This window comes from Actinomyces viscosus (assembly GCF_900637975.1).
Taxonomy (GTDB): Bacteria; Actinomycetota; Actinomycetes; order Actinomycetales; family Actinomycetaceae; genus Actinomyces; species Actinomyces viscosus.
Map to the genome: position 1 here is coordinate 1 of NZ_LR134477.1, position 23,837 is coordinate 23,837.

General features: G+C 69.1%; 16 protein-coding genes and 7 pseudogenes. 16 read left to right on the forward strand and 7 right to left on the reverse strand.

Annotation, left to right across the window (positions count from 1 at the left end; genetic code table 11):
* The first annotated feature begins 273 nt into the window (after window positions 1-273).
* The 5 genes and pseudogenes from EL340_RS15160 (at window position 274) to EL340_RS00025 (ending at window position 5,089) form a co-directional block, all read left to right on the forward strand.
* Window positions 274-630 carry a hypothetical protein gene (locus EL340_RS15160; RefSeq protein WP_232023135.1) on the forward strand — a complete coding sequence of 119 codons (357 nt, stop codon included), beginning with the start codon at window positions 274-276 and terminating at the stop codon, window positions 628-630.
* A gap of 278 nt (window positions 631-908) precedes the next feature.
* A complete protein-coding gene (locus tag EL340_RS15165; RefSeq protein ID WP_232023136.1) occupies window positions 909-1,157 on the forward strand; it encodes a GNAT family protein in 249 nt (82 codons plus the stop codon).
* A gap of 401 nt (window positions 1,158-1,558) precedes the next feature.
* A pseudogene (locus EL340_RS00015) lies at window positions 1,559-2,312 on the forward strand (succinate dehydrogenase cytochrome b subunit).
* Window positions 2,313-2,324: 12 nt separating this feature from the next.
* Window positions 2,325-4,322 (forward strand): annotated as a pseudogene (locus EL340_RS00020) (fumarate reductase/succinate dehydrogenase flavoprotein subunit).
* A complete protein-coding gene (locus EL340_RS00025; protein WP_003785183.1) occupies window positions 4,319-5,089 on the forward strand; it encodes a succinate dehydrogenase/fumarate reductase iron-sulfur subunit in 771 nt (256 codons plus the stop codon). Before EL340_RS00020 ends, EL340_RS00025 begins: the two are co-directional and overlap by 4 nt.
* 99 nt (window positions 5,090-5,188) lie before the next feature.
* On the opposite strand, the gene EL340_RS00030 is transcribed toward EL340_RS00025, so the two are convergent.
* The 3 genes and pseudogenes from EL340_RS00030 to EL340_RS00035 form a co-directional block, all read right to left on the reverse strand.
* Window positions 5,189-5,722 (reverse strand): HAD family hydrolase, encoded by a 534-nt coding sequence (locus tag EL340_RS00030; protein ID WP_232023128.1) that lies wholly within the window; start codon window positions 5,720-5,722, stop codon window positions 5,189-5,191.
* A gap of 24 nt (window positions 5,723-5,746) precedes the next feature.
* Window positions 5,747-5,887 (reverse strand): hypothetical protein, encoded by a 141-nt coding sequence (locus tag EL340_RS15170; RefSeq protein WP_232023129.1) that lies wholly within the window; start codon window positions 5,885-5,887, stop codon window positions 5,747-5,749.
* Window positions 5,888-5,978: 91 nt separating this feature from the next.
* Window positions 5,979-6,595, reverse strand: a pseudogene (locus EL340_RS00035) (DNA-3-methyladenine glycosylase I).
* A gap of 113 nt (window positions 6,596-6,708) precedes the next feature.
* Here EL340_RS00035 and EL340_RS15695 point away from each other — a divergent pair.
* From EL340_RS15695 to EL340_RS15850, 3 genes and pseudogenes are all read left to right on the forward strand, one after another.
* Entirely contained in the window at window positions 6,709-6,984 is a 276-nt protein-coding gene (locus tag EL340_RS15695) for a hypothetical protein (protein ID WP_269471638.1), read from the forward strand.
* Window positions 6,951-7,756 (forward strand): annotated as a pseudogene (locus tag EL340_RS00040) (tRNA (adenosine(37)-N6)-threonylcarbamoyltransferase complex transferase subunit TsaD). Before EL340_RS15695 ends, EL340_RS00040 begins: the two are co-directional and overlap by 34 nt.
* 878 nt (window positions 7,757-8,634) lie before the next feature.
* A pseudogene (locus EL340_RS15850) lies at window positions 8,635-12,414 on the forward strand (ABC transporter ATP-binding protein).
* Window positions 12,415-12,526: 112 nt separating this feature from the next.
* Here the strand turns inward: EL340_RS15850 and EL340_RS15205 are convergent.
* Complete coding sequence (locus EL340_RS15205) at window positions 12,527-12,751, reverse strand: hypothetical protein (protein WP_126415226.1); 225 nt, start codon at window positions 12,749-12,751, stop codon at window positions 12,527-12,529.
* Window positions 12,752-12,958: 207 nt separating this feature from the next.
* Between EL340_RS15205 and EL340_RS00065 the strand changes: the two genes are divergently transcribed.
* The 4 genes and pseudogenes from EL340_RS00065 to EL340_RS00085 all read left to right on the forward strand — a co-directional run bounded on the left by EL340_RS00065 (window position 12,959) and on the right by EL340_RS00085 (window position 15,740).
* Window positions 12,959-13,366, forward strand: coding sequence for a transposase (locus EL340_RS00065; RefSeq protein ID WP_126412891.1), 408 nt, complete (start codon window positions 12,959-12,961; stop codon window positions 13,364-13,366).
* Complete coding sequence (locus EL340_RS15855; RefSeq protein WP_126412892.1) at window positions 13,353-13,784, forward strand: IS3 family transposase; 432 nt, start codon at window positions 13,353-13,355, stop codon at window positions 13,782-13,784. The genes EL340_RS00065 and EL340_RS15855 overlap by 14 nt, the downstream gene beginning before the upstream one ends.
* Before the next feature lie 57 nt (window positions 13,785-13,841).
* Window positions 13,842-14,999, forward strand: a pseudogene (locus EL340_RS15860) (IS3 family transposase); the annotation flags it as partial.
* 180 nt (window positions 15,000-15,179) lie between these two features.
* Entirely contained in the window at window positions 15,180-15,740 is a 561-nt protein-coding gene (locus EL340_RS00085; RefSeq protein WP_126412895.1) for a hypothetical protein, read from the forward strand.
* On the opposite strand, the gene EL340_RS00090 is transcribed toward EL340_RS00085, so the two are convergent.
* Window positions 15,635-16,813: a glutamate--cysteine ligase gene (locus EL340_RS00090; protein WP_126412896.1), complete on the reverse strand. Its 1,179-nt coding sequence runs from the start codon at window positions 16,811-16,813 to the stop codon at window positions 15,635-15,637. The two genes, EL340_RS00085 and EL340_RS00090, sit on opposite strands and share 106 nt — an antisense overlap.
* Window positions 16,814-16,927: 114 nt before the next feature.
* Window positions 16,928-18,319, reverse strand: coding sequence for a class I SAM-dependent methyltransferase (locus tag EL340_RS00095; RefSeq protein WP_232023130.1), 1,392 nt, complete (start codon window positions 18,317-18,319; stop codon window positions 16,928-16,930).
* A gap of 170 nt (window positions 18,320-18,489) precedes the next feature.
* On the opposite strand from EL340_RS00095, the gene EL340_RS00100 reads away from it, so the two are divergent.
* Window positions 18,490-19,314, forward strand: coding sequence for a SanA/YdcF family protein (locus tag EL340_RS00100; RefSeq protein WP_126412897.1), 825 nt, complete (start codon window positions 18,490-18,492; stop codon window positions 19,312-19,314).
* Between the two features lie 250 nt (window positions 19,315-19,564).
* Window positions 19,565-19,861, forward strand: a complete 297-nt coding sequence (groES, locus tag EL340_RS00105; RefSeq protein ID WP_003781116.1) for a co-chaperone GroES — start codon at window positions 19,565-19,567, stop codon at window positions 19,859-19,861.
* A gap of 183 nt (window positions 19,862-20,044) precedes the next feature.
* On the opposite strand, the gene EL340_RS00110 is transcribed toward groES, so the two are convergent.
* Window positions 20,045-20,347, reverse strand: a complete 303-nt coding sequence (locus EL340_RS00110) for a WhiB family transcriptional regulator (RefSeq protein ID WP_126412898.1) — start codon at window positions 20,345-20,347, stop codon at window positions 20,045-20,047.
* A 399-nt stretch (window positions 20,348-20,746) separates the two neighbouring features.
* Here EL340_RS00110 and EL340_RS00115 point away from each other — a divergent pair.
* Both EL340_RS00115 and guaB read left to right on the forward strand, forming a co-directional pair.
* Window positions 20,747-22,048 (forward strand): annotated as a pseudogene (locus EL340_RS00115) (ISL3 family transposase).
* A 183-nt stretch (window positions 22,049-22,231) separates the two neighbouring features.
* Window positions 22,232-23,794: an IMP dehydrogenase gene (gene guaB / locus EL340_RS00120; protein WP_197722323.1), complete on the forward strand. Its 1,563-nt coding sequence runs from the start codon at window positions 22,232-22,234 to the stop codon at window positions 23,792-23,794.
* Window positions 23,795-23,837 lie beyond the last annotated feature (43 nt).

Genomic DNA, 23,837 nt, shown 5'->3' on the forward strand with positions numbered 1-23,837 from the left:
CGCACCCGAGGCCTCCCGTCCACGGGGTCTCCAGCTCGACGCCGTCGCCCGCCGCGCCCTCGACGAGCTCGCGGCTCGCGGGGGCGAGACGGATCCCGTCGTCCTGGTCGCCACCGACGCCCGCAGGCGGGAGGTCTACGCGGCGCTCTTCCGTGCCAACGGGCCCGACGAACGTCACCCGCCTGACCGAGATCGACGTCTGCGCCCCGACCCAGGTCGCCGAGCATGTCAGCGAGCGGATCGCCGGGCAGGTCGAGGGGGCCGGAGCCGTCGATGCCGTGGCCGGATCCGGGCGCCGCCCTCTATCCCGAGCTGGCCGAGCTGGGCTCCTCCCGCGAGGCGCTCGCTCCGGTCTCCGGCGATGCCCTGACCCAGGTGCGCATCGCCCTGGCCGTCTGGACCGCGGTGAGGAGCTGGGCGTGCAGCCTCTACCTGCGCCACGCGGACGTGCAGATGCCCGCCGCGCGCAAAGCGCGTGCGCTGACCCGGCCCCGGGTGACTCAGGTGTCCAAGGGACCGGGAGCACGGCGGACGCCCAGGCTGCGGGAGATGACCGAGGCGGACCTGGAGGAGATCGCCCGGCTCGAGGCGAGCTGTTCGGCGCCGAGGCATGGAGCCGGGACCTGCTGACCGCTGAGCTGGAGGCCTCCCGGGGGCCCCGGGCCGACCGCCGCTACGTCGTCGTCGAGACTGATGCCGAGCCTGGTGTCGAGCCAGACGGTGCCGGCGAGGAACACGGCGCGGATCATGCCGACAGCCGCGTGGGGCTCCGGGCTCGAGCAGGAACCGGGCCGGGGGGGACGCCTCCTGGGCTATGCCGGCCTCTACCACGCCGGTGGTCTGACCAGCGCCGACCTGCTGACCATCGCCACCGTCCCGGCCGCACGCGGGCGGGGCTGGCCTCGGGCATGCTCGCCGAGCTCGTGGACACCGCCCGGAAGGCGGGCTGTCCCGACGTCCTGCTGGAGGTGCGCCAGTCGAATCAGACCGCCCCAGGGGATCTACGCCAGGCACGGGTTCGTCCCATCGGCAGACGCCGCCGCTACTATCAGGCGCCGCCCGAGGACGCCGTGGTCATGCGGCTGACGCTGCGCAGCGCCTGGACCCTCTCGGAGCGGCCGAGGTCAGTGAGTCGAGTCCGGGCTGAGCCGAGCTGAGTCGGGCTGGGCCGAGCGCGCGGCTCTGCCCGGCCGAAAGATCCGCACGCCCGACCGGGAGGATTGCGCCGGGGGTGAAGAAGCAGATAGGCACGGTGTTGGCCGGCAATAAATACGGCTTTCTGCGGTGGAGGCCTCGAGTGTCCGAGGCCTCACAGATTTGTCTGACACCCCTATGACGAAAAGGCGGCCTCGGACGGTGGCGTCAGCAAATTCCGCAGCGTTGAATCCGACGTTGAGGCCTTCCGAAATCCCCGAGATTCTGCGGATTGTCGGCGTATCGGTGCTGGTGGCGGCACAGATGGTGCCGAGGTGGCTTCAATCCCGGCTAGCCTTTTGCCGTGGCCAAAACATCTGCTCCTTCCCTGAAGAGGCGGACCGCCTTCTCCACGACCGTCTTCATGAAGCGCATGATGGCGATCTCGGGGCTGGTGTTCCTGTTCTTCGTCCTCTTCCACGCCTATGGCAACCTCCACTACTTCGAGGGTGAGGTCGCCTACGATCACTACGCCGTGTTCCTGCGCGCGATCCTCGTACCAATCCTGCCCTACGAGGGTTTCCTGTGGATCCTCCGCCTGGCGCTCATGGCCTGCCTCCTGGCTCACGCCGGCAGCGCCTTCCACCTGTGGGTGCGCAACAAGCGGGCCCGTGGCAACGACAAGTACGCCGTCAAGAAGCCCGGCGCCGAGTACTTCGCCTCCCGCTACGCCATGCGCACCATGCGCTGGGGCGGCGTCATCCTCCTGCTGTTCATCATCTGGCACATCCTGCAGTTCACCCACCCTGTCACTGACGCCGGGGGGCCAGTACGTGCACGGACGCGCCTACCTCAACATGTACTACGGCTTCCAGCTGTGGTGGGTGTGGCTCATCTACGCGATCGCGCTGGTGTCCCTGTGCCTGCACGTGTGGCACGGCGTGTGGTCGGCCCTGCAGACGCTGGGTGCGGTGCGAGGAGGCACCATCCCCTTCATCCGGCTGATCGCCTTCGTGGTGGCCTTCGCGCTGTTCGCCGGCTTCATGATCGTTCCGACGGCGATCCTCTTCGGCTATGTCGACGCCCCCATGTCCGCTGCCGACTACTACCCGCAGTTCTGTGATGCGATCGGCTCCTCCGCCGAGCACTTCGCCGAGTGTGTTGCGGCGACCCACTGAGAGTGAACGACTATGACTGAACTCATCGACGGCCTGTACTACGAGGGCGAGAAGATCGCCGACACCAAGGCCCCCCACCCGTCCCGATCGACAGGCGCTGGGAGCAGCGCAAGTTCGAGGCCAAGCTCGTCAACCCCGCCAACCGCCGCAAGCTGGACATCATCGTCGTCGGCTCCGGCCTGGCCGGCGGCGCCGCTGCCGCCTCCCTGGGCGAGCAGGGCTACAACGTCAAGGTCTTCTTCTACCAGGACTCGCCCGCCGGGCGCACTCCATCGCCGCCCAGGGCGGTATCAACGCCGCGAAGAACTACCGCAACGACGGCGACTCCACCTACCGGCTCTTCTACGACACGGTCAAGGGCGGCGACTACCGCGCCCGCGAGGACAACGTCTACCGCCTGGCCGAGGTCAGCGCAACATCATCGACCAGTGCGTGGCCCAGGGCGTCCCTTCGCCCGCGAGTACGGCGGCCTGCTGGACAACCGCTCCTTCGGTGGCGTCCAGGTCTCCCGTACCTTCTACGCCCGCGGCCAGACCGGCCAGCAGCTCCTCATCGGCGCCTACCAGGCCCTGGAGCGTCAGGTGCACGCCGGGACGGTCAAGGAGTTCCGCCGCCACGAGATGGTCGAGCTCATCCTCGTCGACGGGCGCGCCCGCGGCATCGTCACCCGCGACATGGTCTCCGGTGAGATCGAGACCCACCTGGCCGACGCCGTCGTCCTGGCCAGCGGCGGGTACGGCAACGTGTTCTTCCTGTCCACCAACGCGATGGGCTGCAACGCCACCGCCATCTGGCGCGCGCACCGCAAGGGCGCCTACTTCGCCAACCCCTGCTACACGCAGATCCACCCCACCTGCATCCCGCAGTCCGGAGACTTCCAGTCCAAGCTCACCCTCATGAGTGAGTCGCTGCGCAACGACGGACGCATCTGGGTGCCTAAGCGGGCCGAGGACTGCGACAAGGACCCGCGCGACATCCCCGAGGAGGCTCGCGACTACTACCTCGAGCGCATCTACCCGGCCTTCGGAAACCTCGTGCCGCGTGACATCGCCTCGCGTCAGGCCAAGAACATGTGCGACGAGGGCCGCGGCGTGGGCCCGGCCATCAAGGAGCGCGACGCCAACGGCAACGAGCGGATGATGCGTCGCGGCGTCTACCTGGACTTCTCCGAGGCCATCGGCCGCCTGGGCAAGGACGCCGTCTCCGCCCGCTACGGCAACCTGTTCGAGATGTACCAGCGCATCACCGGCGACGACCCCTACGAGGTCCCCATGCGCATCTACCCGGCCGTGCACTACACGATGGGCGGCCTGTGGGTGGACTACGACCTGGAGTCCAACGTCCCGGGCCTCTACATCGCCGGTGAGGCGAACTTCTCCGACCACGGCGCCCAACCGCCTGGGCGCCTCGGCGCTCATGCAGGGCCTGGCCGACGGCTACTTCGTCCTGCCCGACACCATGAACGACTACCTGGCGGACATGCTGCGCCTGGGCAAGGTCGACCCGAACGCCCCGGAGATCGCCGAGGCCAAGCGCTCCGTCGAGGAGCGGGTCGCCCGCCTCATGGCCCTGCGCGGAACCCGCAGCGTGGACGACTTCCACATGGCCCTGGGACGCATCATGTGGGAGTACTGCGGCATGGAGCGGCGTGACGCCGGTCTGCGCGACGCCATCAAGCAGATCCGGGCCCTCAAGGAGGAGTTCTGGCGCGACGCCCGCATCACGGGCCAGGCCGACGAGCTCAACCAGGCCCTGGAGAAGGCCGGCCGGCTGCTGGACTTCTTCGAGCTGGCCGAGCTCATGTGCATCGACGCCCTGCACCGGCGTGAGTCCTGCGGTGGTCACTTCCGGGCGGAGTCCCAGACGCCCGAGGGTGAGGCCATGCGGCACGATGACGAGTTCCTCTACGTCGCCGCCTGGGAGTGGGGCGGGGAGAACCGTCCGCCGATCCTCCACAAGGAGGACCTCGTCTACAAGGACATCGAGCTCAAGCAGCGGAGTTACAAGTGAACATCAAGCTCAAGATCTGGCGCCAGAAGAACAAGGACTCGAAGGGCCACTTTGAGGAGTACGCCATGAGCGGGATCGAGGAGCACATGAGCTTCCTCGAGGTCCTCGACCTGCTCAACGAGCAGCTCTTCGCCGAGGGCAAGGAGCCGGTGGCCTTCGACTCCGACTGCCGCGAGGGCATCTGCGGTCAGTGCGGTGTGGTCATCAACGGGCAGGCCCACGGGCCGATCCGCTCGACCACCTGCCAGTTGCACATGCGTCACCTGGCGGAGGACCCCTCCTTCAAGGACGGCTCCACCATCACGATCGAGCCGTGGCGCTCCACCGGCTTCCCGGTGCTGCGCGACCTCATCGTGGACCGCTCCGCCCTGGACCGCATCGTCCAGGCCGGCGGCTACATTTCGGTCAACACCGGTGGTGCCCCCGAGGCGCACTCGGTGCCCGTACAGAAGGAGAAGGCCGACGCCGCCTTCGAGGCCGCCGCCTGCATCGGCTGCGGCGCCTGCGTGGCCGCCTGCCCCAACGCCTCGGCGATGCTGTTCACGGGTGCGAAGATCTCGCACCTGGGGCTGCTGCCGCAGGGGCAGCCTGAGCGCCTCGCCCGCGTGGTGAGCATGCTCAATCAGCACGACGCCGAGGGCTTCGGCGGCTGCACGAACATCGGTGAGTGCGCGGCCGTGTGCCCCAAGTCGGTGCCTCTCGAGGTCATCTCGCGCCTCAACCGCGACCTGGGCCACGCCCTGTGGAAGGGCCAGCACGCCCACTGACCACCTCTCCACCCTCATCCACCGAGCCGGGCACTTTTCGCGTACCCCTGCAGAAATTCTGTTGGGCCACGCGAAAAGTGCCCGGCTCGGTGTGAGGGGCTAGCCGACGACGGTGAAGGTCACCCCGGTGAAGTCCGGAATCCGAGGCACCTGCGGGTCGGCCTCGGGAACACCGTCGCCCACGAGGAGGATCTGGGCTCCGGCCCGCTGGGCTGCGGTGTAGCCGGAGGCGGCGTCCTCCAGCACCAGGCAGGAGGAGATGGGCACGTCCAGGAGCTCGGCGGCCTTGAGATAGGCGCCGGGATCGGGCTTTCCGCGGGCGACGTCGTCGGCTGAGACGGCAACCGCCGGAATGGGGACCCCGGCCTCCTGCATGCGCACTCGCATGAGCTCGATCGGGGCCGAGGTGACCAGGGCCAGGGGGACGCCGGCGTCGATCAGCGCGGTCACCAGTGCCGCGGCGCCGGGGATCTCGGCCATTCGCCCGGCCGTGCGCACGATCTCCTCCTGGGCGAAGCGCTCGTGGATGGCGTCGTGCTCCTCCGAGGCCAGCTCCGGCAGGAACCGACGGATCGTGTCGATACCGGTGCGTCCGGGGGAGTAGGCCATGATCTCGTCGAAGCGCTCGCTCATGCCGTGGTCGCGGGCGAAGGAGCTTCACATGGATTCCACGACCGCCGAGGAGTCCACGAGCGTGCCGTCCATGTCGCACAGGATCGCCTCGGCCCGGGCCAGGCGCACCGGTTCCCCGGCGGGACCGCTCGACGACATCAGCTGGACGGCCGGGTGAACAGTCATGGTGCCTCCTGAGACGGAATCAAGGGAACGAGGGAAGAAGGAGCGGATACGGCCGTCACAGGGTACCAACGAAAGACGGGCCGTGGCCGTGCTATGCCCACACCCCGGAGCTGCCGCGGCGGTGGGAGCCGACCAGGTGGGTATCGATGATCCCGATCGCCTCCATGAGGGCGTGCATCGTCGTCGGGCCGACGAAGCGGAAGCCGCGGCGCTTGAGGTCGCGGGACAGGGCGGCCGACTGCGGTGACTGCGTAGGGACGTCCTCCAGCCTGCGCGGCCGGGGAGTCGACTCCGGCTGGTAGGACCACACCAGGCCCGCCAGGCCGCCGTCGACGTCGCCCGCCTCCCTGAGGCGCAGCGTCGCGCGGGCGTTGTCGATGGTGGCCAGGATCTTGGCCCGGTTGCGCACGATTCCCGTATTCCCCAGCAGGCGGTCCACCTCCGCCTGCCGAGCCGGCCACGATCTCGGGGTCGAATCCGGCGAAGGCGTCGCGGAAGGCCGGTCGCTTGCGCAGGATCGTCGCCCAGGACAGTCCCGACTGAAAGGCCTCCAGGCTCAACCGCTCGAAGACACCCCCGCTCATCGCGCACCGGCATACCCCACTCGGTGTCGTAGTACTCGCGCAGCAGCGGGTCGGTGGCGGCCCAGCGCGGTCTGGCCAGGCCGTCGTCGCCCACCACCAGGTCTGGGTTGCCGGGCTCAGTCACGGGTGCCTCCTCATGCGTCGTGCCGCCTGCCGCACGCGTCCGTTGCCCAGCGGGGACAGTGCCCGAAGGCGCCTGGCGTCAGCCCGTGCCGGCAGGCGATAGGCTGTGGGCTTGTGAGCGATCCTCTCCATCCTCGGCATCGAGTCCACCTGCGACGAGACCGGCGTGGCCCTCGTGCGCGGGGCGCGAGCTCCTCGCCGACGTCACCGCCACCTCCATGGACCAGTACGGCGCGCTTCGGCGGGATCATCCCCGAGATCGCCTCGCGCGCCCACCTGGAGTCCTTCCTGCCCACCCTCGACGCCGCGCTGGAGAAGGCCGACGTCCGATCTGGGCGAGGTCGACGCCGTCGCGGGTGTGCGCCGGCCCCGGGCTCATCGGTTCCCTGACCGTCGGAATCTCCGCCGCCAAGCCCTGGCCGCGAGCCTGGCAGGCCGGTCTACGGCGTCAACCACGTCATCGGCACCTGGCGGTCGACGAGCTGGTCGACGGCCCCCTGCCCGAGCGGTTCATCGGGCTCATCGTCTCCGGCGGTCACTCCAACCTCCTGAGCATCCGCGACATCGCCACCGACGTCGTCGAGCTCGGCGGCACCCTCGACGACGCCGCCGGCGAGGCCTCCGACAAGGTCGGTCGGCTCCTGGGCTGCCCTACCCGGGTGGCCCCCACGTGGACCGGCTCTCCCAGGAGGGCGACCGCAGCGCCATCCGCTTCCCTCGCGGCCTGGCCGCCGGCAAGGACAAGGAGCGCCACCGCTACGACTTCTCCTTCTCCGGTCTCAAGACCGCGGTGGCCCGCTACGTCGAGTCCCTGGAGGATGCCGGCCAGGAGGTGCCCGGCGCCGACGTGTGCGCCGCCTTCTCCGAGGCCGTCAACGACTCCCTGACGGCCAAGGCGGTCCAGGCCTGCCTGGACACCGGCTGCGACACGCTCGTCGTCGGAGGTGGATACTCCGCCAACTCCCGCCTGCGGTCCCTGGCCGCCGAGCGCTGCGAGGCAGCCGGCATCACCCTGCGCCTGCCGCCGCTGCGCTTCTGCACCGACAACGGCGCCCAGATCGCCGCCTTGGGCTCGGCGGCCGTGCGCGCCGGCGTTGCCCCCAGCCCCATGGACTTCGCCCCGGACTCAGGGATGCCGCTGGACGTCAGCGTCGTTCACTGACAGTCATTCACTGATGCCTGCCGGCGTCCCCTGACCCCTGCTGTGTCGCGCCGGCGGCCACTCCCCGGATGATGATCTCGATCTTGCGGTCCAGGCCGCCGCGCTCCAGCCAGCTCTCGTTCGGGGTCAGCGCCTCGGGCAGGGACGGCGCCCGACTGGTGGCCGCCAGGCGGCTCGCCTCCTGCAGCCCCGTGGAACCGCCGCGCTCGGAGGCGGGGGTGTCCTCCGCCGGCTCCTGCCCGGTCGGCGCGGGGAGCCCGGAGCGGCCGACGGGGGGAGCGCATTGACCTCGATCTGCGCGTGCGTGGAGATGACGGTGTCGCCCACGAAGTCCAGGACCACCCTGGCCTCCTCGGCCTCAAGCCCTCCGTCGACCAGCACCTGACACGCCTGGGAGACGGGGCCGGCGAAGAGCTGGTGCGCCCACGGCACCCCCATGATGACGCCGGCCAGGCCTGGTACTGCTCCAGCATCCCCCAGACGGCCTCGACGTGCGCCCGGACCGTCTCGGGCCAGCTCCTCCCCGGACGCGGGACCTCGACCCGGGAGGCGATCCGCTCCAGGCAGGCGGCCAGCAGGTCCTCGCGCGAGGCGATCGTGCGGTACAGCCCCGAGTCCGCCACGCCCAGCCGCTTGGCCACCCGCCGTCAGCGTGAAGTCCGCGATGCCGATCTCGAGTGCCGGCGTCGACGACGTCGTCGCGCGAGAAACCGGGTCTCGGTCCGGTCGGTCCGGCCCAGTCGCGCCAGTGATGCCATGGCAGCACAGTAGTGCGCCGCGACGACGGTTGCTCCCGCTTCAGCGGTGAGAATAAGGCGGGCCTTATCGAATTCTGAAATGTATTCAGAATTAGAGCCGACGGAAGGATGAGGCTCCTCATGAGCACGCAGACTCAGTCGTTGTCGAGGACGTCGCCGCAACCTTCGGCGAGCACTCAGTCCGCCGAGGCGCCGGGCGATCAGCCCCCGCAGAGCAACGCCCAGCGCTCGCGCGAGGGGCAGGCCGCCATCGCTCGCCTGGGCGCTCCCGTGTGCACCCGCCTGAGGATCGGTCAGGCCCTCGTCCCGCTCTCCGCGGTCCTGGCGGTGGCGCCGTACGTCGCACTGGTCCAGCTCGGCGACATCCTTCTGCGCGCCTACCGGGCCGGGGTGGGGCCCGACCCCCAGCAGGTGCCGCTCCGCCGTCATGATGCTCGTGGGACCTACTCACCCGGCTGCTCCTGTACTTCCTGGCCCTGCTCATCACCCACATGGCCGACCTGTCCCTGCGCGATCGGCTGCGGCGCGACATCGTCGACCGCATCTCCCATGCTCCGCTGGCCTGGTTCACCGCCTCCACCTCCGGGCGCATCCGCAAGGCCGTCCAGGACGACACGACCCTGGTCCACACCGTCATCGCCCACGGCCCCGTCGAGCGTCTCAACGCCGTCGTCACTCCGTTGGCGCTACTGGTGTGCGCCCTTCTGGATCGACTGGCGCCTGGCACTGATCGCGCTGTCCACACTCGTCCTCTACGTGCTCACCTACTCGGTGTCGATGCGCGGCATGAAGGAGAAGACCGTGGAGATGGACCGCAAGCTCGCCGCCATCTCCTCCACCATGGTCGAGTTCGTCTCCGGCATCGGCGTGGTCAAGGCCTTCGGCCGCGTCGGCCGCGCCCACTCGGCCTACCTCACTGCGGCCGACGAGTTCTCCGCCTTCTACCGCGCCTGGGCGATGCCCCTGGTGACTGTCACCTGCCTGTCCTTCACCTGGGTCTCGATCCCGGTGCTCCTCCTGGTCAACCTCGGTGACGGGGCACTGCTCATCCATGCCGGCGCCGTCACCCTGCCCCAGGTCCTGGCCACGACCCTGGTCGCCCTGGGTCCTGCCCGCCGTGCTCATCACCATCGCCTCGATCTCCTGGTCCTACCAGATGGCCGGAGCGGCGGCTCTGCGCCTGTGCGAGGTCCTCGACACCCCCGTTCTGCCCGTTGCCGACCGTCCTGAGCGGCCCCGCAGCGCCCTTGTCGAGATCAGCCACGTCTCCTTCTCCTACGGGGACACCCTCGCCGTCGACGACGCCTCTCTCGTCCTGGAGCCGGGCACCGTCACCGCCTGCTGGGACCCTCCGGGTCGGGAAAGTCGACACTGGCCACCCTCATCGCCCGCTTCGCCGACCCCGACGCCGGAGCCGTGCGCATCGGCGGGGTGGACCTGCGGGACATGGACGAGACGACCCTGTACTCCACCGTCTCCTTCGTCCTCCAGGACGCCCAGCTGCTCGGGACCACCGTGCGGGAGAACATCGCGCTCGGACGCCCCGACGCCGACCTGGACCAGGTGCGGGCCGCCGCCCGGGTGGCCCGCATCGATGAGGAGATCATGGCACTGCCGGACGGCTACGACACCGTCCTGGGACAGGACACCGCCCTGTCCGGAGGCCAGGAGCAGCGCATCGCCATCGCTCGTGCCATCCTGCTGGACACTCCCGTCATCCTGCTCGACGAGGCCACCGCCATGGCCGATCCCGAGTCCGAGGCCGAGATCCAGCAGGCGCTGAGCGCCCTGGTCAAGGAACGAACGGTGCTGGTGATCGCCCACCGCCCGGCTGCCGTGCGCGGCGCCGACCGCATCGCCGTCATGGAGCGGGGGCGCATCGTCGCCTCCGGCACCCATGACGACCTCGTGAACGAGCCCCACTACCGGGCCCTCCTGCGGCAGACTGGTGAGCTCGACGGCGCTGCCGGCCCGATTGGCGAGAGCTCCGTGACCGGGGCGGACGGGCCCTCCCTCGCCGACGAACCGGGTGGCGAGGCCTCCGGTGCTCCGTCCCCGGACTCCGTCGAGCAGGCCGTCGAGCAGGTTCCTGACCGGAGCCGGTCGGTTCCCCCGGTCCCGACGCCGGCCGCCGGTGCCTCCGGAGCCGTACGCTCCCTGCTGGCCCGCTTCCGCAGGCTCATGCTCGACTCCTCTGGCGGCCAGACGCGCACGAGTCTCGTCCTGGGCGCGGCCAACGGCGTCGCATCCGGGCCGCACTGATCTCACTCCTGCCCGCCTCGGTCGCCCTGGGGACCGGCGCGCCCCGATGGGGACTGTCCGTCGGCGGGTGGCTCCTCGTCCTCGTCGTGTGCGGCGTCGTTGCCGCCGTCACCGAGTTCCAGGGACAGCGCCGAGGAATGTCCGGGCGCTCGGCTTCATGCACGACGTCCACCACGCCGTCGGCGACCGGATTCGCCCGCCTGCCCCTGCGCTGGTTCAACGCCGACTCCGCAGGGAGCCTGTCGCGGGCCGTCAGCCAGGAGATGGTGGCCCCTCGGGGAGTCCGCCGCCCACTTCATGTACATGCTCACCTCCACCACCGCCGCCTGCGTCGTCGTCTGGGCCGGCTCCTGGGCCTGGGACTGGCGCCTGGGCCTCCTGCTGACGGTGGCCGCGCCCCTGTTCGCCGAACTCGTGCGCGCCGCACGCCGCCTGATGGATCACGGCAAGTCGATCTCCGAGCCCGCCGAGCGCGAGCTGGCAACCCGCGTTGTCGAGATCGCCCGCTGTCAGGGCCCTGCGCTCGTGCCGGGCCGCCACCGGCTACAGCCGCCTGAGGGCCGCCTTCGGACGACGGCGTCCGTGCCTCACGGCGCTCCCTGTAGTGGGAGACCGCCGGTAACGTCGTCAACGGTGCACTGAGCCAGGTCGTCGTCGTGGCCATGATCGGCCTGACCGCCTCCTTCGCCGTCTCCGGAACCATGGAGCCGCTCGTGGCCGTCGCCATCATCGGCATGTGCCTGCGCTTCACCACCATGCTCGACGACATCAGCGGGGCCGTCATGGGCATGGAGGAGCGCCGTCAGATGATGAACCACCTCGACGCCGTCATGGACGCCGAGCTCATGGCCGAGCCGCAGACCCGTGCCACGCTGTCCGATCCTGGAGCCGTCGAGCTCGACGACGTCGTCTTCGGCTACCGCGCCGACCATCCCGTCCTGGCCGGGGTGTCGATGAACGTCCCCGCACGCACCATGTGCGCGATCGTGGGGCCCTCCGGCAGCGGTAAGACGACCATCGCCCGCCTGGTCGCCCGCTTCTGGACGCCGACTCCGGGACCGTGCGCGTGGGCGGCACCGACGTGCGCGACATGCCGACCGCACAGCTCATGGAGCAGCTCTCCATGGTCTTCCAGGACGTCTACCTCTTCGACGACACCCTGGACGCCAACATCCACATCGGAGACCCTGCGGCCGACGACGATCAGGTGCGCTGAGCCGCAGACCTCGCTGGTGTCACCGAGATCGTCGACCGTCTGCCCCACGGCTGGGACACGCGCGTGGGAGAGGGCGGGCGGGCCCTGTCCGGCGGTGAGCGCCAGCGCGTCTCCATCGCCCGCGCCCTGCTCAAGCGCGCGCCGATCGTCCTGCTCGACGAGGCCACCAGTGCCCTGGACGCGGAGAACGAGGCCAATATCGTGGCCGCGATGCAGGAGCTGCGACGCACCTCGACGCTCATCGTCATCGCCCACAAGCTCGAGACGATTGCTGCGGCTGACCAGGTCATCGTCCTCGACGACGCCGGACACGTCGCCCAGCACGGACGGCACGAGGACTTGTGACGGCCGACGGCCCCTACCGCAGCTTCTGGGAGCAGCGCACCCGGGCCCGCGGCTGGGAGCTCGTGTCAACGAGCTGAGAACCGTTGGCCGGGAACAGATACGAGTCCGGCCCGTGCCCGATCCGATTCGGACCGGGCACGGGCCGGGTCATGCGAGGCGCTGCCGAGATGCTGTCGGCGTGCGGGGACGTTATCCGTTCATGGGGTCCATGGCGTTGATCCGCTCAACGACTAGCTCCGCCCGGGCCTCGGTCCGCTTACGGAAGATCCCCTGTGCGACGGCGCCCGGAAGGACGACCTGCTTCTCATCGAGGGCGACAACGACCTTGCATACGGTCATTGACCAGCTGCCGTACATGTGAGCGGTGCTGATCCAGATGCGACGATGGGCCTGCTGCCAGCTCAGCTTCTTCACACGCCCAATTGGCGAGTGAAGCTCAAGTCCCTCGGAGCTGACGACGGTGCGGATGCGTGTTACGCCGACCGGTACTGCGAGCAGTGGAGTGCGTGGTGTTTCTCGGACAGGGGGAGTTTTTCTTCCCGTGAGTCGATAGGATGGAGACCATGCCAGCAGCGAAATACTCGGAGGAGTTCAAGGCCCAGGTCGTGCGTGAGGTCACCCGTGAAGGACCGCACGATCGCCTCGGTAGCGGCCTCGTACGATCCCCAGGCCCAGACGGTGGGTAACTGGGTCGCAAAGTACAGAAAAGATCGTGCTACCGACCAGGACCGCAAGAAGGCCTCCGAGTCAGCCGAGATCGCGAAGCTGAGAGCGGAGAAGCAGGGAGCTGTGTCAGGAGAACGAGTTCCTGAAAAAAGCTGCGGCCTTCTTCGTGAAGGAACGACCGTGACCGAGCGCTACGGGCTCATCAATCGCGAAGAAGGCCATTACCCTACCTCCTCGATGTGCCGGTGGTCCGGTGTCTCACGGTCGGGCTGCTACTCCTGGCGCGACCGGCCCCAGTGCGCCACCGCCATCGGAAGAGAAGTGCTGGCCACCATGATCAAGGACGCTTTTGCCGACTCGTGAGGGCACCTACGGGTACCGAAGGATCCAGGCCCACCTGGAGCGGCGTGGCGTGAGGGTGGATGGTGCCACGGTCCGCTCCATCATGCGCGACCTGGGCCTTGAGGCCGCGCAGCCGCGGGCGAAGGTCCGCACCTACCGTGCCGGCCGCGGACCACGGGTGAGCGCCCCGACCTGGTGGGGCGCGACTCCCGCTGCCCACGAGCCTGGGCGTGAGTGGTGCGGGGACATTCCCCCGCAAGCGGGAGGTACCCCCTCCTACATCAGGCGCGTGGGTCGGGTTCGTCTGTCTTGCTACGGTTCTGGACTGCTGCACCAAGAAGGTCGTGGGGTATGCGATGGCCGAGCCATGTGCGCACCTCGCTGGTGTGTGAGGCCATCGACATGGCGGTCAGGCGATGCCCGGCCGGGAAGGGTGTGACGGTGTGAATCGCCCCGGGTTTGATGGAGGCGGTGATGACACGGAAGGATCACTGTCATGGGACAGAGGAAGTACCCCGATGAGCTGCGCGAGCGGGCCACGAGGACGGGCCTTGGAGGCGCTGGCCGACCCGGCGCGGGCCAAGGGCGCGATCCGCAGGATCGCCGAGGAGCTGGGAGTCCACCCCGAGGCTCTGCGCTCCTGGGTCAAGAAGGCCCAGGTCGATGGTGGTCTAAGACCGGGAACCACCACCGATGAAGCGCAGCGGATCAAGGAGCTGGAGAAGGGAGGTCCGAGAGCTGCGAAGAGCCAACGCGATCCTGAGGAGTGCGTCGGCTTTTTTCGCGGCGGAGTGTGAGCGCCCGTCGCGCTGATCTGTCAGTACATCGAGGCCAAGAAGGAGGAGCTCGGGGCCTGGCCGATCTGCGCCACGCTCAGCGAGGCTGGTGTGCAGATCGCCCCGAGTGCCTGCTACGCCCGTCGTAGCCGTCCTCCATCAGCCAGGTCGTTGCTCGACGAGGCCCTCAAGGCGGAGATATCCAGGGTCCACAAGAACCAGCTACTCGGTGCTGGGGGCCCGCAAGATGCACGTGATGCGGGGTCGCCCTTGAGGTCGCCGAGCGTCACGGAGCCGGTCACGTGGCCCGCTGTACCGTCGAGCGGCTCATGGGCGACCTGGGTCTGCACGGTGTCAGGCGCGCCAAGTCGCCCAGGACGACCCGCTCGGCACCTCCGGACCGGTGCCCGGCCGACCTCGTCAAAAGGCATTTCAGCGCGTTCAGGCCCAACGAGCTGTGGGTCGCCGACATCACCTATGTGCGTACGTTCTCGGGGTGGGTCTACGTCGCCTTCGTCACCGACGTGTTCTCGCGGCGGATCGTGGGGTGGCAGACCACCTACCGGCCAGTGTGCACCGACCTGGCTCTGGACGCCCTCAAGATGGCCGTCTGGCAGCGAAAACGCACCGGGGCTGATCTCTCTGGCCTGGTGCACCACTTGCGACCGCGGCGTGCAGTACCGGTCCATCCGCTACGGGCAGGCCCTATCAGACTGCGAGGCAGTCGCCTCTGTAGGCTCTAAGGGGGATTCCTACGACAACGCTCTGGCCGAGGCGCTCAACTCGCTGTACAAGGCCGGGGCTCATCCGTAACCAGGGACCTTGGGAGGACATCGACGCCGCCCGTGGTCGCCACCGCCGAGTGGGTCCACTGGTACGGGCACCATTCGCCCTCACTCCGCCATCGGCATGCGCACCCCCGCCGAGCACGAAGCCGCCTGGGCCCCGACACCCACCACGACCACCACCGCCAGGAACAACCACAACCAACTAAACCAGCCTCCACAAAACCCGGGGCTTGACAGTCGCAGTCCCGCAGGCTGCCCATGCTCACGATCATGGGCATGGTCGCGTGCGTCATCGGGCTGCCGCTGAGCCTGGTGGATCTGTGGCGCTACCTCTCCGGTCCCAGACCGACCCTGGTCATCGACTCCGTGGGGGTGCACGATCACCTCAACCGCGACTCGGTGGGCCTCATCCGGTGGGAGGAGATCGAGGGATTCAACGCGCGCACGCTCAACGGCTGGCTCAAGATCGGCAACAACGACTGCGTCCTGGTCTACCTGCGCGCACCGCAGGCAACCCTGGAACGGCTGCGTCCCACGCTACCGCCACGGGTGACGCGCCGGATGGAGAGGAGCTTCTCCCACGGTCACACGACGATCCCGATCCCCGCTCTCCTGGGGATCCCCGTCACCAGCATGACCAGCCTCCTGCGTGACGAGATGGGGGGGACGAACCGGCCGCTCCTGATCCGGGCGCCGATGCCGTCGGCGCGTGCGGGGCGGGTCTGTCAGGGCCTGGCCGCCATCGAGAGTACCTCGGTGGGGCGCAGGGGCCTGCCGGCGCGCGCCTCGGCCAGCAGCAGCCTGACAGCCGCCTCCCTCTGCCCCCCGTAGGCCCCGACGGCGGCGATCTGGCGCTGGTAGGAGGCGCCCGTCTCCAGGGTGGCGCGCACGGATTCCAGCTCGGCGGCGCAGCCGAGGTCCTCGGCGACGGGAGCGAGTTCGGTGAGCATCCGCTCGACCGTGTCGCCCACCAGCTCCTCCTCGCCGGCGGAGTTGACGATGAGGATCGCGTCCATGCCGTAGCGGGCCGAGCGCCACTTGTTCTCGGCGACGTACCAGTCGGGCATCGTGTCGAGTTCCTCGCCCCGGTCCAGGGTGCGGGAGAAGGACTCCACGAGGCACTGGGTCAGGGCCGCGATCCCGGCCAGCTCGGTCAGGTTCGTCGCGGCGTCGCAGGCGCGCACCTCGATGGTTCCCAGCCGAGGGGAGGGCCGCACGTCCCAGCGGATCTCGGTGAAGTCCTCGATGACGCCGGTGTGGACCAGGTCCCCGGTGTAGCTCTCCAGCTGCTCCCAGGTGCTGAACTGCTCGGGCGCTCCCGCAGTGGGCAGCTGCTGGAACATCATGGCCCGGTTGTCCGCGTAGCCCGTGTCAGCGCCCGCCCAGAAGGGCGAGGAGGCGCTCAGGCACTGCAGGTGCGCGGTGCGCGTGAGCAGCGCCTTGAGAATCGGCAGGACCTTGGCCCGGTCCTCGACCCCGACGTGCACATGAGTGCCGAAGATGAGCATCTGATGGCCCCACAGCCGAGTGCGGTCCACCAGGCGGGCGTAGCGCTCGGCGTTGGTCACCTTCTGCACCAGCGGGTCGGCGAAGGGGTGGGTACCCGCCGAGGCCAGGTCCACGCGCAGGGGATCGGTGACCGGAAGAACCCGGTCGAAGGCGAGCGCGATGTCCTCCACGCACTGCGCCACGCTCTGGCGCGCCCCGGAGACCAGCTCGATGGTGTTGAGCATCATCTCTCCGTGCACGTGCGGGTCCGAGCCCACCTTCTGGAGGATCTCCTCGGCGCACTGGCGCAGGTCGAGGCTGTCGCGGTCGATGAGCGCCAGCTCCCACTCCACCCCCAGCGTGGAGCGGGCCGAGCTGGCGAAGGGCAGGGACTGGGGACGGCGGGCCGGCGGCAGCTGGGGCCCGCTGAGGCGGTGCTCGGGTTCTTGGTCGTGTCAGTCATGTCCTGCATGTCCTGGTCGTCTCCTCGGGGTCCTCGGGTCCCTGGCGGGTACGGAGGGTGTCGGTCTCTAGTCGGAGGGGGCCTCGCCGTGTCGACGGGTCGGAGAGTCACCCGATGAGTGATCCGGAGAGTCAGCCGATGAGTGATCCGGAGAGTCAGCCGATGAGTGATCCGGAGAGTCAGCCGATGAGTGATCCGGAGAGTCAGCCGATGAGTCTCTGACGATGGGCTCAACGACGAGGACTGCGCCCTTGGCCCTGTCTCCCACACGGGTCAGGATCCAGGTCTCCGAGTCCTGACCGCTGAGCCGCAGTGAGGCGCGCAGCGCGTCGGGGGAGACGTCGACCCCGCGCTTGAGGATCTCCAGGCTCCCGACCCCCAGCTCGCGGGCCCGGGCCCGCAGGGTCTTGAGCCTCAGAGGCAGGATCTCGGTGAGCCGGAATGAGCGCACGAAGGGGGCTGTCGCCGCGTCGGGGAGGCTCTCCGAGGTGAGGTAGCCGATTCGCGGTCCCACCGGGCGGGCGTCCAGGGCCTCGCAGAGGTGGGCGATGAGCCCGGCGCGGACGGCGGCGCCGTCGGGCACGTGGATGATGCTGCCCAGGTCGTCGGGCGAGCTGATCGGGTCGACCTGTACTGGTGGCTCGGAAGGGTCGGTGACGCCGGGGTCGGCCAGTGTGCAGGCGGTCGCGCCGTCGGCCCCCGAGCGCAGGACCAGAGCGGAGCGCCCGGGTCCTTCCGGGGCCAGCGGACCGTACCAGATGGCGGCCTCGACGACGTCGCCGTCCATACTCACCCACTGGACGTGGGAGTCGGAGGGCAGTGCGGCATGGTCGATGCCGGGGGCGACCTTGACGCCGAGAGCGGGTACACGCTCCCGCAGCGCGAGCAACCTCGACAGGGCCGGAGACCACTGCTCCGGGTCGGCGATGCGCCGCCCCTGAGCCCGACGGGCCGGGTCCGCGAAGACGGCGTCCACCCCGTGCTCGGCCAGGTCGATCTCCAGGGCGTCGGCGTACTCGACGCTCGCGTGCGGGAAGGGCATGAGGTTGATGGTGGCCAGAGCGGCCGTGGCCTCGTCCCGGTCGACGGCGAGCACCGGCAGGTCCAGTCCCGCCAGAGCCACGGCGTCGCCGCCGATCCCGCAGCCCAGGTCCGCGACCTTCGAGGCGCCGGCGGCCGCGTAGCGAGCGGCGTGGTGGGCCGAGACCGCCAGCCGGGTGGCCTGCTCCAGGCCGTCGGCGGTGAAGAGCATTTGCTGGGCGAAGGGCCCGAACTTGGCGGTGGCCCGGGCACGCAGCCGCTGCTGGGTCAGAGCGGCCGCCACCAGGGCGGGGGAGTGGCCCTCCTCGCGCAGGGAACGTCCCAGTGACAGGGCATCCGCCGGGTCATAAGGGGGCAGGGAGGACAGAAGCTCCCAGCCCTCGGGCGTCAGGAGGAGCGCGACGTGGTTCTCAGCCATCACCCCGATCATTCCACGGCGAGCCCGCCGATGCGCGTGATGTTCACTGGGTGGCGCGCAAGCCGGTCCTGGCAGGCGGGTGAGCGTCCGCGTGGGTAGTGTGGTGCGCCGACGCCCCGCACGCCGGCGGGGCCGGCTGACGCTGGGACGAGAAGACGGGCAGGGAGCTGATGGCCGAGGAGGAGCCGCGGATCAGCGCGACCAGTGCGCCCGACGCCGTCGCGCACCGCAAGGATGACGGCGGGGGCGGCTCGCAGCCGGCTCCTCGTGCCACGAGTCGTCGCAGGGCGCTTCTGCGGCGGCTGGTGCGAGTGTCGTTCGTGGTCGTGGGGATCATGGGCCTCATCGTGGCCGGGGCCAGCACCTGGGCCTGGACGATGAGCGCCGGGCACATCGAGGTCGCCGGTGAGAACAACGGTGACGGCGATACCGACGATACCGACGATGCGACCAGGGCCCCGGTGGCGATCGTCCTGGGGGCCGCCGTGCATGCCGACGGCCAGCCCTCGCCCTGGCTGGCCTATCGTCTCGACGTCGCCGCCGACCTCTACACCAGTGGTCGTATCGAGGCCATCCTGGTCTCCGGGGACAACCGGCGCGTCGGCTATGACGAGCCCACCGTCATGCGCAGCTACCTCACCTCCAAGGGCATCCCCAGCGAGGCGATCGCCCTGGACTATGCGGGCTTCGACACCTACGACACCTGTGTGCGGGCCCGCAGGATCTTCGGGATCGAGCGCGCCCTGCTCGTGACCCAGGACTTCCACGAGCCGCGTGCGGTCGCCATCTGCCGTGCCGTCGGCGTCAACGTCGAGGGCGTGGGTGACTCGCGTGCCCGCCGCGACCGCATCAGCTGGGCCGTCAGCTGGACGCGTGAGCGCCTGGCCACGATCAAGGCCGTCACCGATGTCCTCTCTCGGCGTGAGCCGACCTTGGGGCGCCGCGAGGCGAGCGTGGGAGAGGCCATCGCCTGGACACGGGAGCACCGGCGCTGACGAGGGCTGACGCCCAGGGCGAAACCACCGCCGCGCTTTGGCACTCGCGTTGACTGAGTGCTAACGCCGTCGTAGATTCTCCGTCAGGCGCAGCGGAGTGCTCGCCCTGGTCCTGGGACGCAGGCGGGTGCTTTCTGCGACTCGCACTCCTGCTTCGTGCCGGACCGACCCCCGCGACGGCGGTCGGGTACGCCTCGGGAGGGCGGTCAAGCCGTTCTACTGCACGTTGAAGAGAAGGAGGAGGTCTCCGATGTCGATCTCCATCAAGCCGCTCGAGGACCGCATCGTCGTCCAGACCGTTGAGGCCGAGCAGACCACCGCATCCGGTCTGGTCATCCCTGACACCGCCAAGGAGAAGCCCCAGGAGGGCAAGGTCGTGGCCGTGGGCCCCGGCCGTGTCGACGACTCCGGCAATCGGGTCCCGGTCGACGTCGCCGAGGGTGACGTCGTCATCTACTCCAAGTACGGGGGCACCGAGGTCAGCTACGCCGGTGAGGACTACCTCATCCTGTCGGCCCGCGACGTCCTGGCGGTCGTCACCAAGTGACCCGCTGAGATCATGTGCGCCACACGGCGCCATGACGTGTTGAGGGGGAGGCACCTTGTGGTGCCTCCCCCTCAACACGTGCACGCAGAATGTCTGTTGCATGTCTGCGCTGTGTCCGGACAATTGTCCGGACGTTGACTTGGGAACGTCTGTGCTGTCGATTCCCTGGAACAGGGCGGAGCGTCAGGCCGGTTCGTTGGCGAAACGGCGTGCCTGCTGCTCGTAGTGAGCGCGCCGCTCCTCCTCGCTCATGCCTCCCCAGACGCCATAGGGCTCACGAGTACTCAGAGCATGCTCTCGGCACTCCTCCAGGACGGGGCAGTCCTGACAAATGGCCTTTGCTCGTTCGTCCCGTCGTCGACGGGAACCGCCTCTCTCTCCTTCGGGGTGGAAGAAGACCGCGGAGTCCATGCCGAGGCAGGCCCCCCGGTACTGCCACTCCCAGAGAGTGGAGATCGGACCGGGCAGACGCGATGAGTCGTGCATTGCCTCCCTCCCCTCCTTTGGATACGGCGGTCGGGCACGCCGAACTTGATGTGCTATACGTAACGATAAGATCGCGTGGGGCGCTAATCAAGAAGAATCATTCTATCTCACAACGAAATTATCTCCAGATTTCCTGGGTGTCTGTGCCGCAGTTGTCTGAAAACGTGCGTCACATTGTGGCGCACGAATAGCAGAAACGTTTTGTGGGTGATGTATGTATGTGGAACATCTTTTTTCTGAAACGTTCCGCGTTCATTGCGGCTTTTCGTGTTTGAGGGTGTAGTAGGCAGGGCCTATTGATCTGTTTGGTGGGGGTGGTGGGTGCGTCGTTGCGGTGGGTGGGGGGCGAGGTCCCCCGATGATGGGAGCTGCTACACAACCCAGCTGGGAGACCTCGACGTGCCTGAGACTGCCTTCACCGGCCCTGACCTGACGACCTTCCTGGGCCTGGACGCCCTGGGGCTGACCGCGGTGGGCCAGCACCTGACCCCGGGGCGGGCGCTGATCGAGTGCCGCATGCCCATCGGCTTGGAGGACCCGTTCTGCCGCTCCTGCGGGGCCCAAGGCGTCGCTCGTGGGACGGTGGCCCGGCGCCTGGCCCACGTGCCGGCGGGGTGGCGACCCACGCAGCTGGTGGTGCGCGTGCGGCGCTTCGCCTGCACGCACTGCCGCCGAGTGTGGAGACAGGACACGAGCCGGGTGGCCCAGCCGCGGGCGCGGCTGACCCACGCGGCCGTCGAGTGGGGGCTGCGGGCCCTGGGTCTTGAGTCCATGTCCGTCTCCCGGGTAGCAGCCGCCCTGGGGATCTCCTGGCACACCGCCAGCACCGCGATCCTGACCCACGCACAGTCTGCGCTGCTGGGCGACTCCCACCGCTTCGACGGCGTGGAGGTGATCGGGGTTGATGATGCCCCCGCGCGCTTCGCTCCCGTGCGGGAGGTACCCCCTCTGTCTGGCGCCACACCAGGCGGGGCGACCGCTATGTCACCATGGTCATCGACCTGACCCCCGGTACGTCACGGGGCGGGGCCGGCCCGTCTTCTCGATGTGATCGAGGGCCGGTCCAAGAAGGCGTTCAAGACCTGGCTCGCCACTCGGGGCAAGTCCTGGCGTGAGCGGGTCGAGGTGGTGGCCATGGGCGGCTTCGCCGGGTTCAAGAACGCCGCCGGCGAGGAGCTCCCCAAGGCCCAGGCGGTCATGGACCCCTACGCGCGTCGTGTCCCTGGCCGCCGGCAAGCTCGATGAGTGCCGCCGCCGCATCCAGCACGAGACCACCAGCCGGCGGGGCCGGGCGGGCGACCCGCTCTACCAGGCCGGACGCACCCTACGCACCGGGGCCGACCTGCTCACCGACGCCCAGGCCGAGCGCCCCTGGGCCCTGTTCGCCGACCAGCGCCACGCTGCGGTCCAGGCCGCCTGGGACGGTTCCTGATGCAACAGCTCATCAGCTCCCTGAAGCAGGCCGTCCCCGACGGCCTGGAGGAGATCCAGACACTGGCAAGGACCCTGGTCAGCCGCAGCCAGGACGTCCTGGCCTACTTCGACCACCCCCGCACCTCCAACGGCCCCACCGAAGCCATCAACGGGCGCCTGGAGCACCTACGCGGCATCGCCCTGGGCTTCCGCAACCTCACGCACTACACCATCCGCAGCCTCATCCACGCCGGACGCCTCAAAGACCACCCGACAACAACCACCTAAACCACGCGATAAGCCCCACCTACCACACCCTCAAACACGAAGAGCCTTCATTGTTGCTTTATTTCTGGGGTGCACATCACGTCGTTGTGGTGGTCTCAGGGCCGGTTCGGGTGCTCGCTCCGGTCCCCCGGGCCGCCCGGTTCCTGCCGGCCTGGCGGGGTGGGCGGACCGGTGCCGGCGGATATGCACGGGAAGGTCGGGTCGTCCTACGATGTCCCCGTGAGCGACTCGATCACCAGCCCTGACGTCTTTGCCCCTACCGGACTCACCTACGACGACGTGCTCCTGCTGCCCAGGCTGACCGACGTCATCCCCTCCGAGGTCGATACGACCTCCAGGTTGACGCCGAGGATCAGTCTGGCAACCCCTCTGCTCTCGGCCGCGATGGACACCGTCACCGAGTCGGACATGGCCATCGCCATGGCCCGTCAGGGCGGTATCGGCATCCTTCACCGCAACCTGTCCATCGAGGAGCAGGCCCAGCAGGTCCGGCGCGTCAAGCGCTCGGAGTCCGGCATGGTCACCGACCCGGTGACCGTCGGGCCGGAGGCCACGATCGCCCAGCTCGACGAGCTCTGCGGCCACTACAAGGTCTCCGGGCTGCCGGTCGTCGACGAGGGCGGCAACCTTCGCGGGATCATCACCAACCGCGACCTGCGCTTCGTCCCGCCGGAGCGCTGGGCGAGCCTGACCGTGCGCGAGTGCATGACGCCTCGCGAACGGCTCGTCACTGGCACCACCGGCATCTCACGGGAGGACGCCAAGGCGCTCCTGGCCGAGCACCGTATCGAGAAGCTTCCCCTCGTCGACGCCGAGGGGCGCCTCACCGGCCTCATCACCGTCAAGGACTTCGTCAAGACCGAGCAGTACCCCAACGCCACCAAGGACGCCGAGGGGCGCCTCGTGGTGGGTGCCGCCGTGGGCTACTGGGGGGACACCTGGGACCGTGCCGGCGCCCTGGCTGACGCCGGCGTGGACGTTCTCATCGTCGACACCGCCAACGGTGGCGCCAAGCTGGCGCTGGAGATGATCTCACGCCTCAAGTCCGACTCCGCCTTCAGCGGCATCGAGGTCATCGGCGGCAACGTCGCCACCCGCGAGGGGGCCCAGGCGCTCATCGACGCCGGGGTCGACGCCGTCAAGGTCGGAGTGGGGCCCGGCTCCATCTGCACCACCCGTGTCGTCGCCGGTGTGGGCGTGCCTCAGGTGACGGCCATCTATGAGGCGGCTCGCGCCTGCAACCCCGCCGGGGTCCCGCTCATCGCCGACGGCGGCCTGCAGTACTCCGGTGACATCGCCAAGGCCCTCGTGGCCGGGGCGGAGACGGTCATGCTCGGCTCTCTCCTGGCCGGCTGCACGGAGTCTCCCGGGGACCTCGTCTTCGTCAACGGCAAGCAGTGGAAGCGCTACCGCGGCATGGGGTCGTTGGGTGCCATGAGCTCGCGCGGACGCACCTCCTACTCCAAGGACCGCTACTTCCAGGCCGACGTCTCCTCCGACTCCAAGATCGTCCCCGAGGGCATCGAGGGTCAGGTCCCCTACTCCGGGGCGCTGGGAGATGTCGTCTACCAGCTCATGGGTGGGCTGCACCAGTCCATGTTCTACGTGGGCGCCCGCACGATCCCCGAGCTCAAGGAGCGCGGGCAGTTCGTGCGCATCACGAGTGCGGGCCTCAAGGAGTCCCACCCCCACGACGTCAAGATGACCGTCGAGGCCCCCAACTACACCGGGCGCGACAGCGCCTGAGCCGGTGGGACCCTGTCCCGGGCGCGCACGCGCCGCCCCAGCC